This window comes from Hymenobacter metallilatus (genome assembly GCF_003944705.1).
GTDB classification, from domain to species: domain Bacteria; phylum Bacteroidota; class Bacteroidia; order Cytophagales; family Hymenobacteraceae; genus Hymenobacter; species Hymenobacter metallilatus.
Map to the genome: position 1 here is coordinate 335,182 of NZ_RWIS01000002.1, position 18,704 is coordinate 353,885.

Below are 18,704 nucleotides of genomic sequence, written 5' to 3' on the forward strand. Positions count from 1 at the left end.
CGGACAGATGGCGGAAAACCCACAGGTGACCGGCGAAAGAAGTGCCGCAACATCTGTTGTTCCGGCGAAGCAGGAATCTGGGGTTCACCTCCTGGCGGTTGTTTACCCAGATTCCTGCTTCGTCGGAATGATAGGCTTACGCGCTGGCTTGGTTTAGCTGCTGCACATCGGCTTGGGTAAGTTGCAGGTGCATGGCTCTCAGCAGCTCCTGTACCTGACCGGGGGTGGTGGCGCTGGCAATAGGCGCGGTGAGGCCGGGCTGCGCCATAATCCAGGCCAGGGCTACCTGGGCGGGCGAGGAGCCGGGGTGGCGGGCCACTACCGCATCGAGGGCGGCCAGGATGCGGCGGCCCCGGTCGTTGAGGTATTTGGGGCCGATGCTGCTGCCCCGGATGCTTTTGGAGAGGTCGGCCTCGGTGCGGTACTTGCCCGTGAGGAAGCCCGAGGCTAGGCCGAAGTAGGGAATTACGCCCAGGCCGTGCTTCTGGCACAGCGGCTGCAACTCCTGCTCGAAGCCGGCGCGGTTGTACAGGTTGTACTCGGGCTGGAGGCTTTCGTAGCGGGGCAGGCCGTGGGCGGCACTGGCCTCCAGGGCTTGGCGCAGGCGGGCGGCCGAGAAGTTGCTGGCCCCGATGGCCCGTACCTTGCCCTCCCGAATCAGTTCGGCGTAGGCTTCCAGGGGCTCGGTTACCGGCAGCGTCTCGTCGTCCTGGTGGCTTTGGTAGAGGTCGAGGTAGTCGGTGCGCAGGCGTTTGAGCGAGGCTTCCACCGAGCGGCGGATGTAGTCTTTGGCCAGGCCTTTTGAGCCGTCGCCCATCTGCATGCCCACTTTGCTGAAGAGGAGCACATCGTCGCGGCGGCCCCGCTGCTGCAGCCACTTGCCCAGCACCACCTCCGACTCGCCGCCCTGGTGGCCGGGAGCCCAGGCCGAGTACACGTTGGCAGTGTCAATGGCGTTGCCGCCCCCGGCCATAAAGGCGTCGAGCACCCGAAAAGAAGCGGCTTCGTCGGCCGTCCAGCCAAATACGTTGCCGCCCAAAACCAACGGGGCCAGCTGCAGGCCGGAGCGGCCCAGTTCACGGTGTTGCATTGCTTGCTTAGTAAATCAGGGAGAAAGAAAAAGGCAGGCCGGCAAGATAGCGCCTGCCAGGAAGGAGCCGCTATAACTGCCGGCCCCGCCCGATAGTTATAGGTGGGTAGCCACGCTAATAGTGCCGGGTAGCCCGCGTATCTTGGGGCATGGCCCGCAAACTCGACTCGCTGCCCGTAATAGATGCCCCCACCCGCGCGGAATGGCGGGCCTGGCTGGCGCAGCATCATGCCCAGCCGACGGGCATCTGGCTTACGCTCTATAAAAAGACCAAGGGGCCAGGCTTCCTTAATTACGCCGAAGCCGTGGAGGAGGCCTTGTGCTTTGGCTGGATTGACTCGGTACCCCGCAAAGTAGATACAGTCTGCTACCAGCTGTATTTCTCGCCCCGCAAGCCCGGCAGCGTATGGTCGGGGCTGAACAAGCGGCGCGTGGCGGCGCTAGAGGCCGCCGGCCTGCTGCACCCAGCCGGCCAGGCCAAAATAGCTGCCGCCCGGCTGGATGGTAGCTGGGCCACCCTCGACGCCGTGGACGCCCTGGCGCTTCCGCCCGACCTGGCCGCCGCCTTTGCCGCTCAGCCCGCTGCCTACCAGAACTTCCAGTCCTTCCCGCCAAGCACCCGCAAGGCAATTCTGCAACAGCTTGTAGCCGTGAAACGCCCCGAAACCCGCCAGCAGCGCATCACCCGGATTATAGAAAAAGCCACCCGCAACGAGCGGGCTTGAGAGGCTCTGGGGTAGTAGTAGGAATCCGCCAGAACGTCATTCCGAGCAGAGCCGAGGACTCTCGCGAGCTGACGTTGGAATGGTATTGTCATGCTGAGCCTGTCGAAGCATCTCTACCGCTTCATTGCTTCATCATACCCAGGTCTTAGCCTTAAAATACACAGCAGTTTTCATTTGAACATCATTGGTTAGCCAGCGGTAGAGATGCTTCGACTGCGGCTCCGTCCCTGGCTTGATGCGCCACATGCTCAGCATGACGGGCTATTCTAACAACCTCGGCACGCAAGATTCCTCGCAAGCTCGGAATGACGGTCCAATCAAACACTTCGCCACCAGCCACCTCGCCGCGGGTTCTTATCTTCGCCGGATGCGTTGGTTAGCTATATTTTTATCATGCCTGCTTCTGCTGACTACCGCAGCGGCGCCGCCGGCCCCGGTGGTTGTGGAGCGGAATTTTCAGCGGCAGTTCGAGCAGCACGGCGTGCAAGGTTCGTTTCTGCTGTATGAGGAGCCGGCCGGGCGGTTTGTGGCCTATAACCTGAAGCGCTGCCGCCAACGGTTCCTGCCGGCGTCTACCTTCAAAATCCCCAACACCCTCATCGGCCTGCAAACCGGTGCCCTGCCCGATACGGCCGAAATCTGCCGCTGGGACGGAGTGAAGCGCAGCTTTCCGCAGTGGAACCAGGACATGACCTACGCCCAGGCTCTGCGGGTGTCGTGCGTGCCGTGCTACCAGCAGCTGGCCCGGCGCATTGGGGTGGCGCGCTACCGCCAGTGGCTACCGCGGCTGGGCTACCCTGGCATGGTGGTTACCCCGGCCACCCTCGACACGTTCTGGCTGGACGGTAAGTCGCAAATAAGTCAGTTTGAGCAAGTAGATTTTATACGCCGCCTGCAGGCCGGAACCTTGCCCGTAGACCAGCGCCGCCAGCGGGCTGTACGGCAGCTGCTCATCCTTAAAAAAACACCGGAATACACGCTCTACGGCAAAACCGGCTGGCGCTTCCGCTCCGCCCGCAACCCCGACAACGGCTGGCTGGTGGGCTGGGTAGAGCGGGCTGATGGCCGCCGCGCTTTTTTCGCCCTCAACATCGAGCCCCGGCCTGGCCCCACCAACGACGAGCAGTTCATAGCCAGCCGCCGCGCCGTAACGGAAGCCGTACTGCGGGAGCTGAAGTGGCTGTAGAGACGCGACAACTAAAGCCAGAGCTAAGGGCAAGTTCCCCTCCTTGGAAAGGAGGGGCTAGGGGGGGGACAATCGTTGAACGAGTACTATAACTAGCTCTAAAATCTGTTCTACCACTAGTCAACCACCCCTAGCCCCTCCTTTCCAAGGAGGGGAACTAGCCCTTAACTCTAGGATTCGCCTCCTACCTTCGCCGTATGCGTTTCTGTCTGTTGTTTCCGTTGCTGCTGCCGGGCCTGCTGGTTGCCCAAACGCCCGAGCGGGCCGATATTCTAATTCGGAACGGCCGCTTGTATGATGGCACCGGCAATACCTGGACGCTGGGCGACGTGGCCGTGCGCCAGGGCCGGATTGTGGCCGTGGGCCAGCTGCCGGCGGGCTACCCGGCCGACACTGTGCTGGACGCCCGCGGCCTGGCCGTGGCCCCCGGCTTTATTGATGTGCACACCCACATTGAGGATGACGAGGTACGCCAGCCTACAGCCGACAACTTTCTGCTGGACGGGGTGACGACGGTAGTCACCGGCAACTGCGGCTCCTCCCGCCCTAATTTGCGCCGCTACTTCCGCCAGCTCGACAGCCTGCATCTGTCCGTGAACGTGGCCTCGCTGGTGGGGCAGGGCACGGTGCGGAAAGCGGTGATGGGCCGGGCGCAGCGCCCACCTACGGAGGCGGAGCTGGCACGCATGGAAGTGCTGGTAGATAGCGCCATGCAGGCCGGAGCCGTGGGCCTGTCGTCGGGGCTGATCTACATTCCGGGCACGTACACCCGCACACCCGAGCTGGTGCGGCTGGCGCGGGTGGCCGGGCGCTACCACGGCCTCTACGCCACCCACATGCGCAACGAGTCCGACAGCGTGCGGCAGGCTATTCAGGAGGCGTTGCTGGTGGGCCGTGAGGCCGGTGTGCCCGTGCAGATTTCCCACCTCAAGCTGGGCGGGCAGCAAAACTGGGGCCGCACCGATGACCTGCTGCGCCTGATTGAAACCGCCCGCCAGCAGGGCCAGCCCGTTACCATCGACCAGTATCCCTACACGGCCAGCTCCACCAGCCTCAGTACCCTGCTCCCCGATGATGTGCAGGCCGATGGCCGCGACTCCCTGCGGGCCCGCCTGGCTCGCCCGGCCGTGCGCCGGGAGGTAGAGCGGTTTCTGGTGCAGCGGCTGCGGCGTAAGGGCCTGCGCCACTTCAGCTACGCCGTGGTGGCCAGCTTCCCGCCCGAGCCGGGCTATAACGGCCGCAGCCTGGAGGAAATCAACCAACTGCGCCGCCGCCCGCATACGGCCCGCGCCGAAGCGGCTACCGTGCTGGATTTGGTGCTGCAGCACGATGCCGGCATGGTGTTCCACGGCATGAGCGAGCCGGACGTGCAGAACATCATGCGCTACCCCCAAAACATGGTGGCCTCCGATGCCAGCATCCGGGTGTGGCAGGAGGGTGCGCCGCATCCGCGCGGCTACGGCTCCAACGCCCGGGTGCTGGGCCACTACGTGCGCGAGCTGCGCCTCATTACGCTGGAAGACGCCATCCGCCGCATGACCAGCCTACCCGCCCAAACCTTTGGCTTCACCAACCGGGGCCTGCTGCGTCCCGGCTTTGCCGCCGATATCGTAGTGTTTGACCCCGCCACGGTGGCCGATAAATCTACCTTCGCCCAGCCCCATCAATATTCCGAAGGCATGAAATACGTGCTGGTAAACGGCCGCCTCACCGTGCGCGACGGAAAGCACACCAGGCAGCGCGCCGGGCAGGTGCTGTACGGGCCAGGCCGGCAGTAGCTACCTGTCATCCTGAGTGGAGCGAAGAATCTTATCATGCTGAAACGAGTGGTTCTTACGACTTGCTGGCGTGATAAGATCCTTCGCTCCACTCAGGATACTATATAGTTACACCCATTCCAGCACGCGCCAGCCGTGGCCGGGAACCAGTAGCTCGTCGCCTTCCCGCAGCAGCAGCTGTTGCCCGCTGAATACGTCCTGCCACGTTCCGGCCGCCTCGGCCGAAATCGGCAGCGGGGTTTCCCGGGCTTCGGCATTGATGACGCAGAGCACGGCCGCGCCATCTTTGTCGCGGCGGAAACCGTACAGCTGCTCCGGGCCGGGGAGGCGGCGGAAGCGGCTGTGCACGTCGCCGTTGCGCAGGGCGGGGTGGCGGCGCTTGAGCTGCAGCAGCCTGGTGTAAAACTCCTGCAGCGGGATGGTGTACCAGCCGATGGTGTCCCGGTCGAAGAACTGGAGGCGGCGGCTGAGGGCAGCTTCCTGGCCCGAATACACCAGCGGCATACCCGGCAGCAGCACCGTGAGTACCGCAAACGGCAACGCCAACGGGCCGAGCCGCTCGTACTCGGTACCGTCCCAGCTGTTCACGTCGTGGTTGCTGGTGAAGTGCATCAGGTACACCGAGGGCGGGTACTTGGCCCGCTCGGCGGCCAGGTACACGTCGATGTCCTCCAAGCGGGCTTTGCCTTCGGCAATATGGTCGAGAAGGTAGTGCAGGCGTAGGCCGAAGCTCATGTTGAAGGCCCGCTCCAGCAGCTTGGTGTCGGAGTTGAATTCTTCCCAGCTCAGGCCTCCGCTGGGGTAGAGCTCATCCCACTCGGCCAGCATAAACAGGGGCTTCACCGCGTCCAGTTCCAGGCGGGCCTCATCCCAGAAATCGGTGGGCACCAGGCCGGCCACGTCGCAGCGGTACCCGTCGATGTCGGCCTCGCGCACCCAGTAGAGCAGGGCATCGGTCATGTAGCGGCGCAGCTCCCGGTGGGTGTAGTCGAAGGCTACCACATCGGTCCAGTCGGGTACGGGCGGCAGCAACTGGCCGCTGGCGTCGCGGCGGTACCACTCGGGGTGCGCCTGCACCAGGGGGTTGTCCCAGGCGGTGTGGTTGGCCACCCAGTCGAGCAAAACGCGCAGGCCCAGGCCGTGGGCCGTTTGCACCAAGTGGCGCAAATCGTCGAGGGTGCCAAACTCGGGGTTCACGCCAAAATAGTCCTGCACGGCATACTGGCTGCCCAACGTGCCCTTGTGTTCCACTAGGCCAATCGGGTGAACCGGCATCAGCCACACGATGCTGATGCCCATGGCCGCCAACCGGGGCAAATGCTCCTCAAACGCCCGAAACGTGCCTTCGGAAGTGAAGTTGCGCAGGTTTACTTCGTAGATGGTGGCGTTGGCGGCCCATTCCGGGTGGCGCACCTGAAACAGGTGCGACTGAGGGTGCAAGGGTTCTTCGGCAGACATGGCAAGGTCGTTTCCTGCGGTTGAACGAGGGGCTGCTAGTGGGGTTGTATGCTGAAATCTGCCGTTCGCATCACTTTACGACCTCTCTGCGAAAAAGAGAGGAAGTTAGCGGTACTCATTCGATGAAGCTGTGTAGAAAGTCTGACAGAACAATTCAGAACGTCATGCTCTATCTGGCGTCCGCTTGTCGAAGCATCTCTACCGCTTTATTAGGTCGTTCAACGAATCAGTAGAGATGCTTCGACAAGCGGACGCCAGATAGAGCATGACGTTCTTTCAGCTTTCTAAACAGCTTCATTACAGCTGCTCCAGCACCCGCCAGCCCCGGGCCGGCACGGTAAGCGGGGCCTGGGCCGCCAGGGTTTCAGTTTTATCCGAAAACACGTCCCGGAAACTACCGGCGGGTAGGGTGACGGTCTGAGGCTGGTCGGTGAAGTTTACGGCGGTGACGACGGCGGCCCCGTTTTTGCGGCGCTCAAAGGCATAGGTGCCTTCCGGTGAAGCGAGGCGGGTAAACTGGCTGCAGGGGTCGCCGTTGCGCAGGGCCGAGTGGTGTTTTTTGAGCTGCAACAGCTTGGTGTAGAACTCCTGCAAGGAGTAGTTGTTCCACGGAATGGTGTCCTTGTCGAAGAAGCGCAGGCGTTTTTTCAGGGCTGCTTCCTGGCCCGAGTACACCATCGGAATGCCTGGCAGCAGGGCTGTGAGTACGGCTTGGGGCAGAGCGTTTTGGCCCAGCCGCTCATACTCGGTACCGTCCCAGCTGTTGATGTCGTGGCTGGTGGTGAAGTACATGAGGTAGCTGGTGGCCGGGTAGCGGCGGCGCTCCACCTGCCGGTAAGCGTCGAGGGCGGCCACGGGCTGCTGGCCCCGGCTGATGCTGTCGAGCAGGTAGCGCATGCGCAGGGCGTAGGTGGCATCAAAGGCCTGTTCCAGCATACCGGTGTGGGGGTCAAACTGGCCCGGCTTCAGGAAGGGCGGGTCGTGGAGCTCGTCCCACTCGGCCAGCATAAACACCGGCTTCACTTTTTCCAGCGCGGGGCGCGTCTGGTTCCAGAACTCCATGGGCACCAAGCCGGCCACGTCGCAGCGGAACCCGTCGAAGTCGGCTTCTTTCAGCCAGTACAGCATACTTTCCCGCATGTAGCGGCGCAGCTCCGGCTTGCCGTAATCTAGGTCGATAACGTCCTGCCAATCGGCTACGGGCGGCAGCAGCTGGCCCTGGGGGCCGCGCGTAAACCACTCGGGGTGCTCCTGCAGCAGCTTACTGTCCCAACTGGTGTGGTTGGCCACCCAGTCCAGAATAACGTGCATGCCGCGCTTGTGGGCTTCGGCAATCAGGTGCTGCAGGTCCTGCATCGAGCCAAACTCCGGATTCACGGCCCGGTAATCCCGAATGGAATACTGGCTGCCCAGCTGGCCCTTGCGGTTCTTCTCCCCGATGGGCTGCACCGGCATCAGCCACAGAATACCCACGCCCATTTTCTGCAGGCGCGGCAGGTGCTGCTCAAACGCCCGAAACGTGCCCTCCGGCGTGTACTGCCGGATGTTCACCTCGTAAATACTGGCCGAATCGGCCCACTGGGGGTGACGGATGGTGTAGGCCGCGGGAGCAGCCGGGGCGCAGGCCGGGGCTGCGGGCGTGGAGGGGCCCGACTGGCAGGCACCGAGTAGCAGCAGGCCGCTTAGCAGGGTAAGGAGGTGACGAGGCATGCCGGAAGATACGGAAGCATCGTCGTTGGGGAGTAACTGCTCGGCCCTTGTATTCAACCACTCTGGCTCCGCTAGGTCTGGGAAGTCGATGGAGGCACATGGAGCGTCACGCCGAAGTCTTTCGCCCGGCAGGCGTCCAGGATGCTGGCCAAAAAAAGTACAGGATACTGGGGCGGCACTGCGGCATGGTCAGCCCGTATGGTGGAGTCAGCTGCCGCGCTACTGCACCTGCTGCACCTCCAGGATGCCGGGGAGGTGGATGGGGACCGGCAGGTGGCCGGTACGGGCAAAATCGGCCCAGAACTGGCGGACGGGGCGGCCGGCAGCTTCCACCTCGGGCCAGGTAGCCTGGCCCAGCAGAGGCACGGGCGCCCAGGCTTCGGCCGAGCCGAAAAGCAAGGGCAGGTCGATGGTATGGGCTCCGCCAAACTCGCTGCCCACCGGATGGTAGGGCACCCTGAACAGGTACGCCTGCCCCCCGGCCCGGGCATGGCGGCGGGCAAAAGCAGCCGCCGGACCCACGTAAATGCGCCGGGAGCCGGCCCTTACCAGGGCCTGCAGCAGGGCAGGGGCCGGGCGGGGTAGGGCAAGCAGGCGGCGTAGGCCCGGGGCGGCCACCGCAAAGAAGCGCAGCTCATCGGTAGTGGCCCCAATGAGTACGTCGAAGTGGGGAGCGGCGGCCTGCCAGGCCGCATCGGCGGCGGGCTCGGGGGGCAGCGGAGAGGCCCCGTATTGCACCCCAAACGGCATTCCCGCCTTCAGCCCCGACCACCGGGCGGCGCGCTCGGCCCGGGGCTGGGCGGCCAGCACCTGCTCCAGGGGGGCATGGGGGGGCAAAGGCGCCACAGCAGCTGCCATGGCCCGGCCCATGCGGGCCCGGCCGGGCGCCAGCCCCAGGGGGGCGCTGTGCAGAATTACGCGCCGGAACAGTCCGGCAGCGCCCTCGGCCAGCATCAGGTGAGCCGCCGCGTCTGCGCCCGAAGAGTGGCCCAGCAGCGTTACGCAGCTGGGGTTGCCCCCGAAGGCGGCAATATTGCGCTGCACCCAGCGCAGGGCGGCCAGCAGATCCAGCAGGCCCAGGTTGGCGGGAGCATGCTGGTGCCCCAGAAACCCCAGCATGCCCAGGCGGTAACTCACGGCCACCACCACCAAGCCCTGCTCACGCACCAGCGGGGTAGGGTCGTAGAAAGCCAGGTCGCCGGCTCCGCTTACGTAGGAGCCCCCGTGAATCCAGACCAGCACCGCCCGCGGTGGGCCCGCCTGGTAATCGGGCGGGGCCGTCACGGTCAGCCGCAGGCAGTCCTCATCGAAGGTGCGGCCGGCCAGAGCCGGGCCCATGGCTTCCTGCAAAACGGGGTCGGGTACCTGGGGGCACACCGGGCCGGGTGCTGTGGCCGGGCGCAACTCCGGGTGGGCCAGCTCGTCGGTGGGAGGCTGAAACCGGGCGGCGCGGGCGTAGCGGATGCCGCTGGCACGCACCAGGCCGGCGTGGTAGTGGCCCCGCAACGGGCCGTCGGGAGTCAGAAACACGGGAGCAGAATCAGCCATACAAAAAGGTAAACAACCCGGCCGGGGCCGCCCTGCATACCGCCAGTCGGGCCCTGGGGTTACGGGGGAGGCATTGGCTTAGTCAGCTTGATCAAACCGGCGCAGGCGCTTTTTGCTGAGCTCGTAGCTGAGGATGGCCGGCACGTAGAACGTGACATCGGCCAGCAGCTTGGCCAGCAGAATGCCGCCGCTGCGGCTACCCAGCAGGCGGGGCAGCCACACCATCAGGACCGGCCGGATCAGCAGACTATCGAGAAGTTCAGCGGGGCCAAATTCAACCGCCAACGCCAGTAGGTTTTGCCTGAGGGTGCGGCGGGTATAGCGGCGGCCGTTGGCGCGCAGCTGGCGGCGGGTACGGCGCACATCCTGCAGCAGCAGCCAGCCAAAGTAGGCCACGTTGCCAGCCCAGGTGCCGGCCAGGGCCGCCCGCACCTCCTGGCCGGGTGCCAGCTGCCAGGCCAGGCCGGCCCCGCCCAGCGTGGCCAGCACCGAGAGAATTTCGGCGGGCAGGTAGCGGCGCAGCCATTCCACAACTTTGGCTTTCATGCGGGGAGGCAAAAAGAAACGGCTATTTTTCCGGAGCCCGCCAAAGATACTGCCCCACTTATGCAAATACCGTTTACACCGTTGGTGCTGCTGTTGTGGGCCGTGGTGGCACAGGCGCTGCTGGCGGCCGGGCTGCTGTGGGCAGCTCCGGCCAACCGACTGCCCAACCGGTTTCTGGCTTTGCTGATGCTAAGTCTGGCCCTGTGGCTGCTCGATGGGTTTTTCCGGGTGGCCAACGTGTACGGGCAAAACCCCGAGTGGTATTTCGTGCCCATCTACTACTCCTTTGCATTCGGGCCGCTGCTGTATTTTTATGTGCGCAGCCTCATCAACCACAATTTCCGGTTCACCCGTGGGCACCTTGTGCATTTCGGGCCAGTGCTGGTGCAGGCCGGTCTGTATTGGTGGCTGCGGCTGCAGCCCTACGCCACGCGGCTGTGGTTTTGGCAGCAGGTACACCGGCCCGTTACCTACCGTCTGGAGTTTGTTGGCACCTGGATTTCCCTGGCGGTGTACCTGCTGCTGAGCTTGCAGCTGCTGCGGCGCTACCGCCACTGGCTCACCGACAATTTCTCGGAGGTATCCCGGCTGCGGCTGCAATGGCTGCGGGTGCTGCTGGTGGCGGTGGGAGTAGTGAGCCTGCAGTGGCTGCTGGAAGTGGTGTTGCGTGAGTTTTTCGGGCTGTACTACGAGTATGACTACTCCACCGAGCTGCTGGGCGTGATGCTGTTCCTGATTGGCATCGTGGGGCTGCGCCAGGCCGATATGCGGGCCGTGCGCTTCGAGCCCGAAGCCCCGGAACCAGCCCTCCCGGCCCCGCCCGAGCCGGCCGCTGCCCCGGCCGCTGTTCCGTCAGGCCAGCCGCGGCCCGATACCCCAGCGGCAAACGAAGCCCTCGCCCCCGCGCTGAACGAGGCGGCGCTGCACCGCATTCGGCAGGCATTGGAGGAAGAGCAGCTGTACCTGAACCCTACGCTTACCCTGGCTGAGCTGGCGGCGCACACCGGCCTGGCCCCCCGGCTGATTTCCGCCACCGTCAACCAGGGGTTTGGGCAGAGCTTTAACGATGTGGTAAATGGCCTTCGGGTAGCCGAGGTAAAACGCCGCCTGGCTGCCCCCGATGCGCAGCGCTTCACCCTACTGGGCATTGCCCTGGAAAGCGGCTTCAACTCCAAAACCACTTTCAACCGCATCTTCAAGCAGTTCACCGGCGTCGCCCCGCGGGAGTGGAGGTAGTGAGTAGTGGGTAGTGGGTAGTGGGTAATAAGATTGTCATCCTGAGCTTGCGAAGGACCTTTTAACGACAGAACGACTCCGCGAACCTCCGCGCATTCCTCTGCAAACCTCTGCGGGAACCGACGCCCGAACACGTGATAAGGTCCTTCGCAAGCTCAGGATGACAATCTTATTACCCACTACCCACTACCCAACTTCGTCCCATATCATGATGTGGGGCGTTCCAGGGCCTGATTCGGGGCGTTTGGGGCGAAGTGAACGGTCACCTTTGGGTCGTTCATTCATCCCCACGACCCATGAGAACTTTGCTGATGCTGTTGCTGCTGACCCCGGCGGCCCCGCTGCTGGCCCAGACGGCCCCCGCCAAACCGGCCTGGACCGACCACCGCCGCGTGCTGCCCGATAAGCTGCGGCAGGTGCCGGTGGGCCTCACGCTCTGGCATACACCCAACCCCAACTACCCCGAGCCCAACCCCGCGCAGCCGGGCGCCTACCTCTGGAAGCACAGCACCCTGCTCCGCTCCGAGGTGGGGGAACTGACGGTAGTGGAGTGTGGCAGCTTTATCTGGTACGATGAAACCGGCTGGAAGCAGAACCTGACCCAGACGCCCGCCGAATTTGCCGAGCTGTTCCAGTGCCCTGGCGGCCGCCTGCTGACCGGCCGCACCTACACCTTCGCCAAGAATTACCGCTACGCCGACAACGCCCGTCAGCTCTACGGCGGCGACGCGCTCTGGTACATCCTGGCCCGCGACGCGGCCGGCAAACTCTACAAAGGCATGGGCCTGCTCGAAACCGAAGCCACGGTACGCTAGAACGTGTCCCCCGGAGCTGTTTTCCGGCTCCGGCCGCCAGAACGTGTACCCCGAAGCTGGGCTTCGGCCCGCGTGAGAAGATAATTACCCCCAGGCGCGGGCCGGAGCCCAGCTCCGGGGTACAACTTCAACAACAGCCCAGCTCCGGGGTACACGTTCTGACTACTTTCCTTACACCCTCCCTACAACCACTTTCCGTCATGAAAACCTTACTTGTTTTTCTGCTCCTACTCACTCTGGCCGCCGCCCGGCCCGCCGCCAATACCTACCGCATAAGCCCCACTGCCAGCCGCATCACCTGGACGGGGTATGCCGAAGTCGGGAGCTATGCACCTACGGGCACCGTGCGGCTGCAAGCTGGCTCCTTCAGCTACGACGGCCGCACCATCCGGGGCGGCCGTTTCGTGTTCGATATGCGTACCCTGGAGCAGGAGCAGGCCCAACTGGCCGAGCACCTGCGCGGCCCCGATTTTTTTGATGTGGTGAAGTACCCTACGGCCGTATTTGCGCTGCGGGAAGTACGTAACGGCACCGCCAGCGGCCAGCTCACGCTGCGAGGCGTTACCAAACCCGTGCAGTTCCCGTGTACCCTCACAACCTTGCCCAACGGGCAGCTGCGGGTCACTGGTGCCGCCACCCTCGACCGTACCCAGTTCGGTATCAACTACAACTCCAGCAGCTTTTTTCAGAACCTGGGCAGCTACGCCATCCGCAACGAGTTCCGGCTGGCTTTCGATGTGGTAGCAGTGAGTGAGTGAGTGAGTGAGTGAGTGAAGTTGTCATCCTGAGCCTGCGAAGGACCTTATGCCAGTTGAACGACGACTCGAAGCCAAGTACTACGCCGCCCTGGGGCTCGGCAGCTTGCCCTATGCCGATTGAACAACCCTGCCAACGGCTTGTGCTGGTGGCAACAGGTTCTTCGCAAACTCAGGATGACACTGCACTCACCTTATAACTACCAGTCGTTGGTGCTGGCCTCCTAGTTCGGCCCGGTACACGCCGGGGGGAACGGGGCGCTGCTGGGCATCATCGGTGTTCCAGGTGGTGGTGTGGGGGCCGGCTTCGGTGGTGGTGGGCAGGGTGCGTACTAGCTGGCCCTGGCTGTCGAAAATGCGCAACGGACCAGCTGCTCCTGCCTGGTGCAGGGTGTAGCGCAGCTCGGTTCGGTGGCTGAAAGTGTGGGCGCTGGGGGCTTCCAGCGTAAAGGCTTCGGGCGCGGTATCGGGGGCGGGCGTGGTATTCAGGCGCAGGCCTTGTACCGTGAGGCGCAGGGGCTGGCTCTCGAGTAGCAGCGGCAGGTACAGCGTTTGCGTGCGGGCCTCGTACCGGTATTCGGAGGAAGGCATGGTTTCGCCGTCGAGCAGCACGGCCGTGGGCGCGGCCGCCACGCGGGGCAGCTGCAACTCGATGCGCCGCCACACCGGAGCGCCCTCGAACAGCCGCCCCGCCAGTGCCACCCGTATTTCCGTCTGGCTGGCTGAGGTGGTGCCGGTGAAAGTGAGCAGCTGAAACTGCCCATTACGTGCTACCAGCGCCGATTTTCCGTCGTCATCATACAAGGTGAAGTGGCTGCTAGCCACGGCGGGGTCGGGGTAGTAGCGGACCAGCAGCGTATCGGTGGAGTAGGCGGCGGTGGTGGCAACGTAGGGCGTCAGAGGTAGAAACGCGCCGGCCCGTACCAGCAGGGGCAGGCGGCGGAGCGGGGCCGGGCGGCCCACCGTGCGGCCGCCCGGCAGGGTTTCGTTGCTGTAGAAATCAACCCAGCTACCGGCCGGCAGCACCACGTTGCGGCGGCGCTGCCCCGGCTGCAGCACCGGAGCCACCAGCAGGCTCGGCCCCAGCAGGTACTGGTCATTTACGTTAGCCAGGGCGTTGTCAGGCGGTACAAAAAGGTCGTTACTGGGTTGAACAGGGGCACTTGGTGAGGGGCTGCCCCAACTAGTGGTGTCAGTATCTGCGGTACCATCCGCTGCTGTTTGCTGCGGAGTCGCCTCGGGTAACGTCTCGATAAATGTGCGCAACAGATTAGTACTTCCCTCCCCGAAATTCAGGGGCCGCACCAGGGGTGCGCCGGTTTGGGTGTTTTCCCAGGCCAGGGTGTAGAGGTAGGGGAGCAGCTGGTAGCGCAAGTGAGTGGCCTCACGCACGATGCTGCGGTAGGGCTCCGGCCACCAGTAGGGCTCGGGCGGGGTGCCCGCGCCGTGGGGGCGTAGCACGGGCGAGAAGCTGGCCATCTGCAGCCAGCGGGTGTACAGCTCGGCATCCACGGTATTGCCGGCAAAGCCGCCCGCGTCGGAGTGCATGTATCCCACCCCGCCCAGGCTCATGCTCAGCATGATGGGCACCTGGGCCTGCAACCCACTCCACGACCGGCTTACATCACCCGACCACGGAAACACCGAGTTGCGCTGCATACCCGCCCAGCCCGAGCGGGCCAGGTTAAACACCCGCTCGTTGCGGTATTCCTGGGTGTATTTTTCCTGAAAGATGCCGGCCCAGGCCAGGCCCAGGGCATTATGTACCTGGCGGGTGCTGCCCTTGTAGTGGCGCATATCCGGCGGGTGGTTTTCCGGCTCGCCCAGGTCGCTCCACCAGCCAGCCACGCCTTCCTCCTTACGCTGCTTATAGAGGTTCCAGAGCCAGTCCTGTGTTTCGGGGCGCTGCATGTCCAGCAGAGTAGCCGGCCCGGCCCAGAACGACTCCACGGTGTAGGGCTTGCCGCTGGCCTGGGTACCCACCAAGCCCAGGGCCCGCACCAGGCCATCGTGGCGGGAAGTGCGCATCACGTAGGGCTCCGAAATCAGGATGGTTTTCACGCCCACGGAGTCCAAGCGGCGCATCATGCGCTGGGGCTGCCGGAACTGCGAGTAGTCCCAGTGCAAGTCGCCCTGCCGGGAGGTGCCCCCAAACCAGTACAGGTCCAGCACCAGGGCATCCAGCGGGAAACCTGCTTGGCGCATCCGGCCGGCCACCTGTAGCATCTCCGCGTCGGATCGGTACCCGAAGCGGCTCTGAATCAGGCCCAGGGCCCAGCGGGGTGGTAGCGGCTGCCGCCCCGTCAGGCGGGTGTAGCGGGCCAGGATTTCGGCGTTGCTGCGGCCCAGGATGATGAAATAGCCCAGGTTCAGCAGGTCTTCGCCGCTGTAAGTGAGCGTGTTGGAGTCGGTGGCGCCCAGGTCGAGGGTGGCGGCGGCATGGTGGTCGAAGAGCAGCATGTAGCCCCGGCTGCTGAGCACCGAGGGCAAGCTCACGTTCAGGGTCGGCTCGCCGTTCTGGTAGCCGTAGTGGGCTTCGTTGTAGAGGCTGAGGCGGCGGCCGCGCCGGTCCAGGGGCAGGGCCCGGGAGCCGGTGCCGTAAAGGTGCTCCCCGGGCTGCAGCCGCAACGAAACACCCGTGCCGCCCGGCCCGCTGGCTTCGGTGGTGAGCCGCTGAAATACCCCGCCTGCATCAGCTACCAGCGTTTCGCCCTCTTGCTGATAGCTTACCCGCAGCGGGTTTTTCTGCACCACCAACAGCCCATTCGGGCAATCCAGCTGCCAGGTAATCTGCTGCGGGTATGTTTTGATGCGGGCGCAGAAATCCTTGCCCAATTCTGCCAGAATCTTTGCGCTGGGTGGTCCGTCGCAGCCGGGGTTGCACTCATCCAAGGTGGTCAAGGGTTCGGGCGGCTGTACTACGCTAATGGACGGAATGTCGCGCACGGGCGTGCCGGCCGGGAAATATTCGACCCGCAGTACGCCCCGTGCCCAGGGCCGCAGGCGCAGGGTGCCGCCATCGGTGCTTTGGATGAGGAGGGTATTGGTGGCGTAGTCGTAGCGGTGGGCTTTATAGTTACCCACGAACACCGGGCGGGCCTCGGGTGGCGCGGGTTGCGGAAAGGGGGCCTGAGTAGGGCGGCCATGCTCCTGCTGGGCCCACGCCGGCACGGCCAGCACAGCCAGAAACAAGAAGGACCAGAAGCGGCGTAGAAAGGGAGGCATAGGAGAACAGAAGCGGAAAAAGTGCGTCAAGATAGGACCCCGGGCAGGCTTTTGGACTGCCGCGGGTCTGGCAGACTGCTACGCTGGCTGCGTCCGTCCAACTTTTTGGCAGCAGCGGCCCGGGCGTGCCGGCCGAACCGCAGGCAACACCAGTGGCCCGGCCGGCGTAACAGTTTCAGAAACCCGTAATGCTGTCCTCTCAACCCCACGCCCCATGAACCACAACGCCCGTATTGAGGAAACTATCCAGAACATTTACGATGCCCTGGAAAATCACCACAACCACCCCGTCGAAAATGGTATCGGCTACATCGACGGCTGGATTTCGGCTCTCGACGGCCTTGGAGGTTCGGCCCTGACCGGCCTGCAAGCCGAGCTGCGCAGCCTGCGTACCTATGTGGAGCGCGACGACCGGGCCGCCATTGCGGGCTCCCTGCAGCACCTGGGCCAGGAAACCTCCCTCATTGCCCGCAACCTGCACGATGCTACCGGCGACCAGCTCCGCCACCTGGGTCAGACGCTCATCACGGCGGCCGGCAACCTGAAGGTATCGTAAGAAGTCTGCTGGAATTAGCACCTTACCGACTACTACTCCCATTCCGGGAGCAGTAGCCGGCCATAGGGTCCGCAGGCGGCAGGCCCGGCAAGCAGTCTGGCGCCTGCCGGCATAGCTGTTTGCCCTGTCTATAGTTCTCTAACGTTGTTATCAGGCTTAATACCCGGCCGCCGTATCGTCGCCGCGCGGGTCGGCGCCGCCTTCCAGTTGTCCGCCCGGCAGCACCCGGATAACTTCTACCCGGCCCCAGGCACTGCGCGGGTTCAGCTTGTAGCCCCGGGCCTGCAGGGTGTCCTGAGCGACGGGTAGCAAAGCGCCGGCTTCCACGTCAATCTGGTCCGGGAGCCACTGGTGGTGCAGGCGGGGAGCAGCCACGGCCTGCTGGGCATTCATGCCATAGTCCACCACGTTCAGGATGGATTGCAGTACGCTGGTAATAATGGTGCTGCCGCCGGGCGTACCGGTGACCAGGGCCAGCTTACGGTTGCGGGTGAGGATGGCCGGCGTCATGGAGGAGAGCATCCGCTTGCCGGGCGCAATGGCGTTGGCCGCACCACCCACTAGGCCGTAGGCGTTGGGCGTACCGGGCTTGCTGCTGAAATCGTCCATTTCGTTATTGAGCAGGAAGCCGGCCCCGGCCACTACCACTTTGCTGCCGTAGGCGCCGTTGAGGGTGGTAGTACAGCTTACGGCGTTGCCTTGAGCATCCACCACGTTGTAGTGCGTGGTCTGGTCGGTTTCGTAGCCGGGCAGGCCGGCCCCGGCCGTTACCTGAGCGCTGGGCGTGGCCCGGTAAGGTAAAGTAGTGGCCATACGCTGCCGGTTGTAGGTCTTTTCCAGCAGCTGCGGCACGGGTACCCGCCCAAAGTCCGGGTCGCCGAGGTAGGTGGCGCGGTCGGCGTACACGCGGCGCTGGGCCTCAGTTATCCAGTGCGTGGCCTGGGGTGAGTGCCAGCCGGCCCGGCCCAGGTTGTAGGGCTCCAGCATCTGCAGCATCTGGAGCAGCGCCACGCCGCCGGAGCTGGGCGGCGGAAACGTGAGCACCTCGTAGCCCCGGTATTGGCCGTGTAATGGAGTACGCCACCTGGGCTCGTACTTCAGTAGATCCTGCTTGCTGATGAGGCCCCGGCCGCGCTGCATTTCCGCCACCAGCAGGTCAGCCGTTTCGCCTTCGTAGAAACCTGCCCGGCCCTGGTCCCGGATGCGCTTCAGGGTACGGGCCAGATCGGGGTGGGTAATGGTTTCGCCGGCTTGCCAGGCAGTTAGTTTCAGATAGGCGCTACCGGGGTTGAGCAGGGCAAAGGTATCATGCTGCCCATTCAGGCCGCTGGCTTCCTTTTCTGTGAGTTTTAGGCCCTTGGCGGCTAACTCTACGGCGGGTTGCACCAATTCCTTCCAGGGAAGCTTGCCCAGTTTGCGGTGCAGCTCCCACATGCCGGCCACGGTGCCCGGTACGCCGGCGGCCAAGTGGCCCAGGGTGCTCAGGTTAGGAATTACGTTGCCCTGGGCATCCAGGTACATATCCCGGGAGGCGGCGGCCGGGGCAGTTTCGCGGAAATCCAGAGCACCTTCCTGCCCAGCGGCTCCGCGGTAGAGCAGGAAGCCTCCGCCCCCGATGTTGCCGGCCACCGGTAGCGCCACCGCCAGGGCAAACTGCACGGCCACCGCCGCATCGTAGGCATTACCGCCCCTGCGCAGAATCTCGACCCCAATGCGGGTGGCCTCCGGGTGGGCCGAGGTGACCATTGCCCGACCCGTTACAACTGGCGTTGCGGTCGGAATGGGGGAGGCCAGGGCGGCAGTAGCCTGCCCGGGAGCAGTAGCGGAAGGCTGGGCAGTGGTGCAGGCTGCCAGGGCCGTGAGCAGCAGGAAGGAAATACGGTGGCGCATAGGAGCGTAAAGGTAGGCGAGGCCCGCAAGGAAACGCACCGCACTTTGTTCCGCTAGTACACCTGGTATAAGTGGTGAGCGTAGTGGCGGCTGCCTCGCTTCGGCCGCCAGTAGGCTACCAGAGCGGACACCGTTAGCTGAACCCCGTGCAAAGACGTACTCCTATGGTCTTGTTGCAGCCAGGCT

General features: G+C 64.2%; 14 protein-coding genes. 7 read left to right on the plus strand and 7 right to left on the minus strand.

Features of this window, described 5'->3' with window-relative positions; translation table 11 throughout:
* Positions 1–136: 136 nt before the first annotated feature.
* Positions 137–1,090, minus strand: a complete 954-nt coding sequence (locus tag EI290_RS04810; RefSeq protein ID WP_125427293.1) for an aldo/keto reductase — start codon at positions 1,088–1,090, stop codon at positions 137–139.
* 149 nt (positions 1,091–1,239) lie between these two features.
* On the opposite strand from EI290_RS04810, the gene EI290_RS04815 reads away from it, so the two are divergent.
* The 3 genes from EI290_RS04815 (at position 1,240) to EI290_RS04825 (ending at position 4,779) form a co-directional block, all read left to right on the plus strand.
* Positions 1,240–1,815, plus strand: coding sequence for a YdeI/OmpD-associated family protein (locus tag EI290_RS04815; RefSeq protein WP_125427295.1), 576 nt, complete (start codon positions 1,240–1,242; stop codon positions 1,813–1,815).
* Positions 1,816–2,182: 367 nt separating this feature from the next.
* The gene (gene blaOXA / locus EI290_RS04820; RefSeq protein ID WP_185816848.1) at positions 2,183–3,001 is read left to right on the plus strand and encodes a class D beta-lactamase; all 819 of its coding nucleotides are present in this window, start codon (positions 2,183–2,185) and stop codon (positions 2,999–3,001) included.
* Positions 3,002–3,198: 197 nt separating this feature from the next.
* Positions 3,199–4,779: an N-acyl-D-amino-acid deacylase family protein gene (locus EI290_RS04825; protein ID WP_125427297.1), complete on the plus strand. Its 1,581-nt coding sequence runs from the start codon at positions 3,199–3,201 to the stop codon at positions 4,777–4,779.
* Positions 4,780–4,887: 108 nt separating this feature from the next.
* Here the strand turns inward: EI290_RS04825 and EI290_RS04830 are convergent, their stop codons facing one another.
* The 4 genes from EI290_RS04830 to EI290_RS04845 form a co-directional block, all read right to left on the minus strand.
* Positions 4,888–6,237, minus strand: coding sequence for an alpha-amylase family glycosyl hydrolase (locus EI290_RS04830; protein WP_125427299.1), 1,350 nt, complete (start codon positions 6,235–6,237; stop codon positions 4,888–4,890).
* Positions 6,238–6,534: 297 nt separating this feature from the next.
* Positions 6,535–7,947, minus strand: a complete 1,413-nt coding sequence (locus tag EI290_RS04835) for an alpha-amylase family glycosyl hydrolase (protein ID WP_125427301.1) — start codon at positions 7,945–7,947, stop codon at positions 6,535–6,537.
* A gap of 219 nt (positions 7,948–8,166) precedes the next feature.
* Positions 8,167–9,495 (minus strand): carboxylesterase family protein, encoded by a 1,329-nt coding sequence (locus tag EI290_RS04840; RefSeq protein WP_125427303.1) that lies wholly within the window; start codon positions 9,493–9,495, stop codon positions 8,167–8,169.
* A gap of 78 nt (positions 9,496–9,573) precedes the next feature.
* Positions 9,574–10,041: a hypothetical protein gene (locus EI290_RS04845; RefSeq protein WP_125427305.1), complete on the minus strand. Its 468-nt coding sequence runs from the start codon at positions 10,039–10,041 to the stop codon at positions 9,574–9,576.
* A gap of 60 nt (positions 10,042–10,101) precedes the next feature.
* Between EI290_RS04845 and EI290_RS04850 the strand changes: the two genes are divergently transcribed.
* From EI290_RS04850 to EI290_RS04860, 3 genes are all read left to right on the plus strand, one after another.
* Positions 10,102–11,277: a helix-turn-helix domain-containing protein gene (locus EI290_RS04850; protein ID WP_125427307.1), complete on the plus strand. Its 1,176-nt coding sequence runs from the start codon at positions 10,102–10,104 to the stop codon at positions 11,275–11,277.
* A gap of 296 nt (positions 11,278–11,573) precedes the next feature.
* A complete protein-coding gene (locus EI290_RS04855; RefSeq protein WP_125427309.1) occupies positions 11,574–12,092 on the plus strand; it encodes a hypothetical protein in 519 nt (172 codons plus the stop codon).
* A gap of 200 nt (positions 12,093–12,292) precedes the next feature.
* Positions 12,293–12,850 (plus strand): YceI family protein, encoded by a 558-nt coding sequence (locus EI290_RS04860; RefSeq protein ID WP_125427311.1) that lies wholly within the window; start codon positions 12,293–12,295, stop codon positions 12,848–12,850.
* A 186-nt stretch (positions 12,851–13,036) separates the two neighbouring features.
* On the opposite strand, the gene EI290_RS04865 is transcribed toward EI290_RS04860, so the two are convergent.
* Positions 13,037–16,072, minus strand: coding sequence for a TIM-barrel domain-containing protein (locus tag EI290_RS04865; protein WP_125427313.1), 3,036 nt, complete (start codon positions 16,070–16,072; stop codon positions 13,037–13,039).
* A 214-nt stretch (positions 16,073–16,286) separates the two neighbouring features.
* Here EI290_RS04865 and EI290_RS04870 point away from each other — a divergent pair, with 214 nt between their 5' ends.
* Entirely contained in the window at positions 16,287–16,628 is a 342-nt protein-coding gene (locus EI290_RS04870) for a hypothetical protein (RefSeq protein WP_125427315.1), read from the plus strand.
* 156 nt (positions 16,629–16,784) lie between these two features.
* Here EI290_RS04870 and ggt read toward each other — a convergent pair whose 3' ends face one another.
* Entirely contained in the window at positions 16,785–18,518 is a 1,734-nt protein-coding gene (gene ggt / locus EI290_RS04875; protein WP_125427317.1) for a gamma-glutamyltransferase, read from the minus strand.
* Positions 18,519–18,704 lie beyond the last annotated feature (186 nt).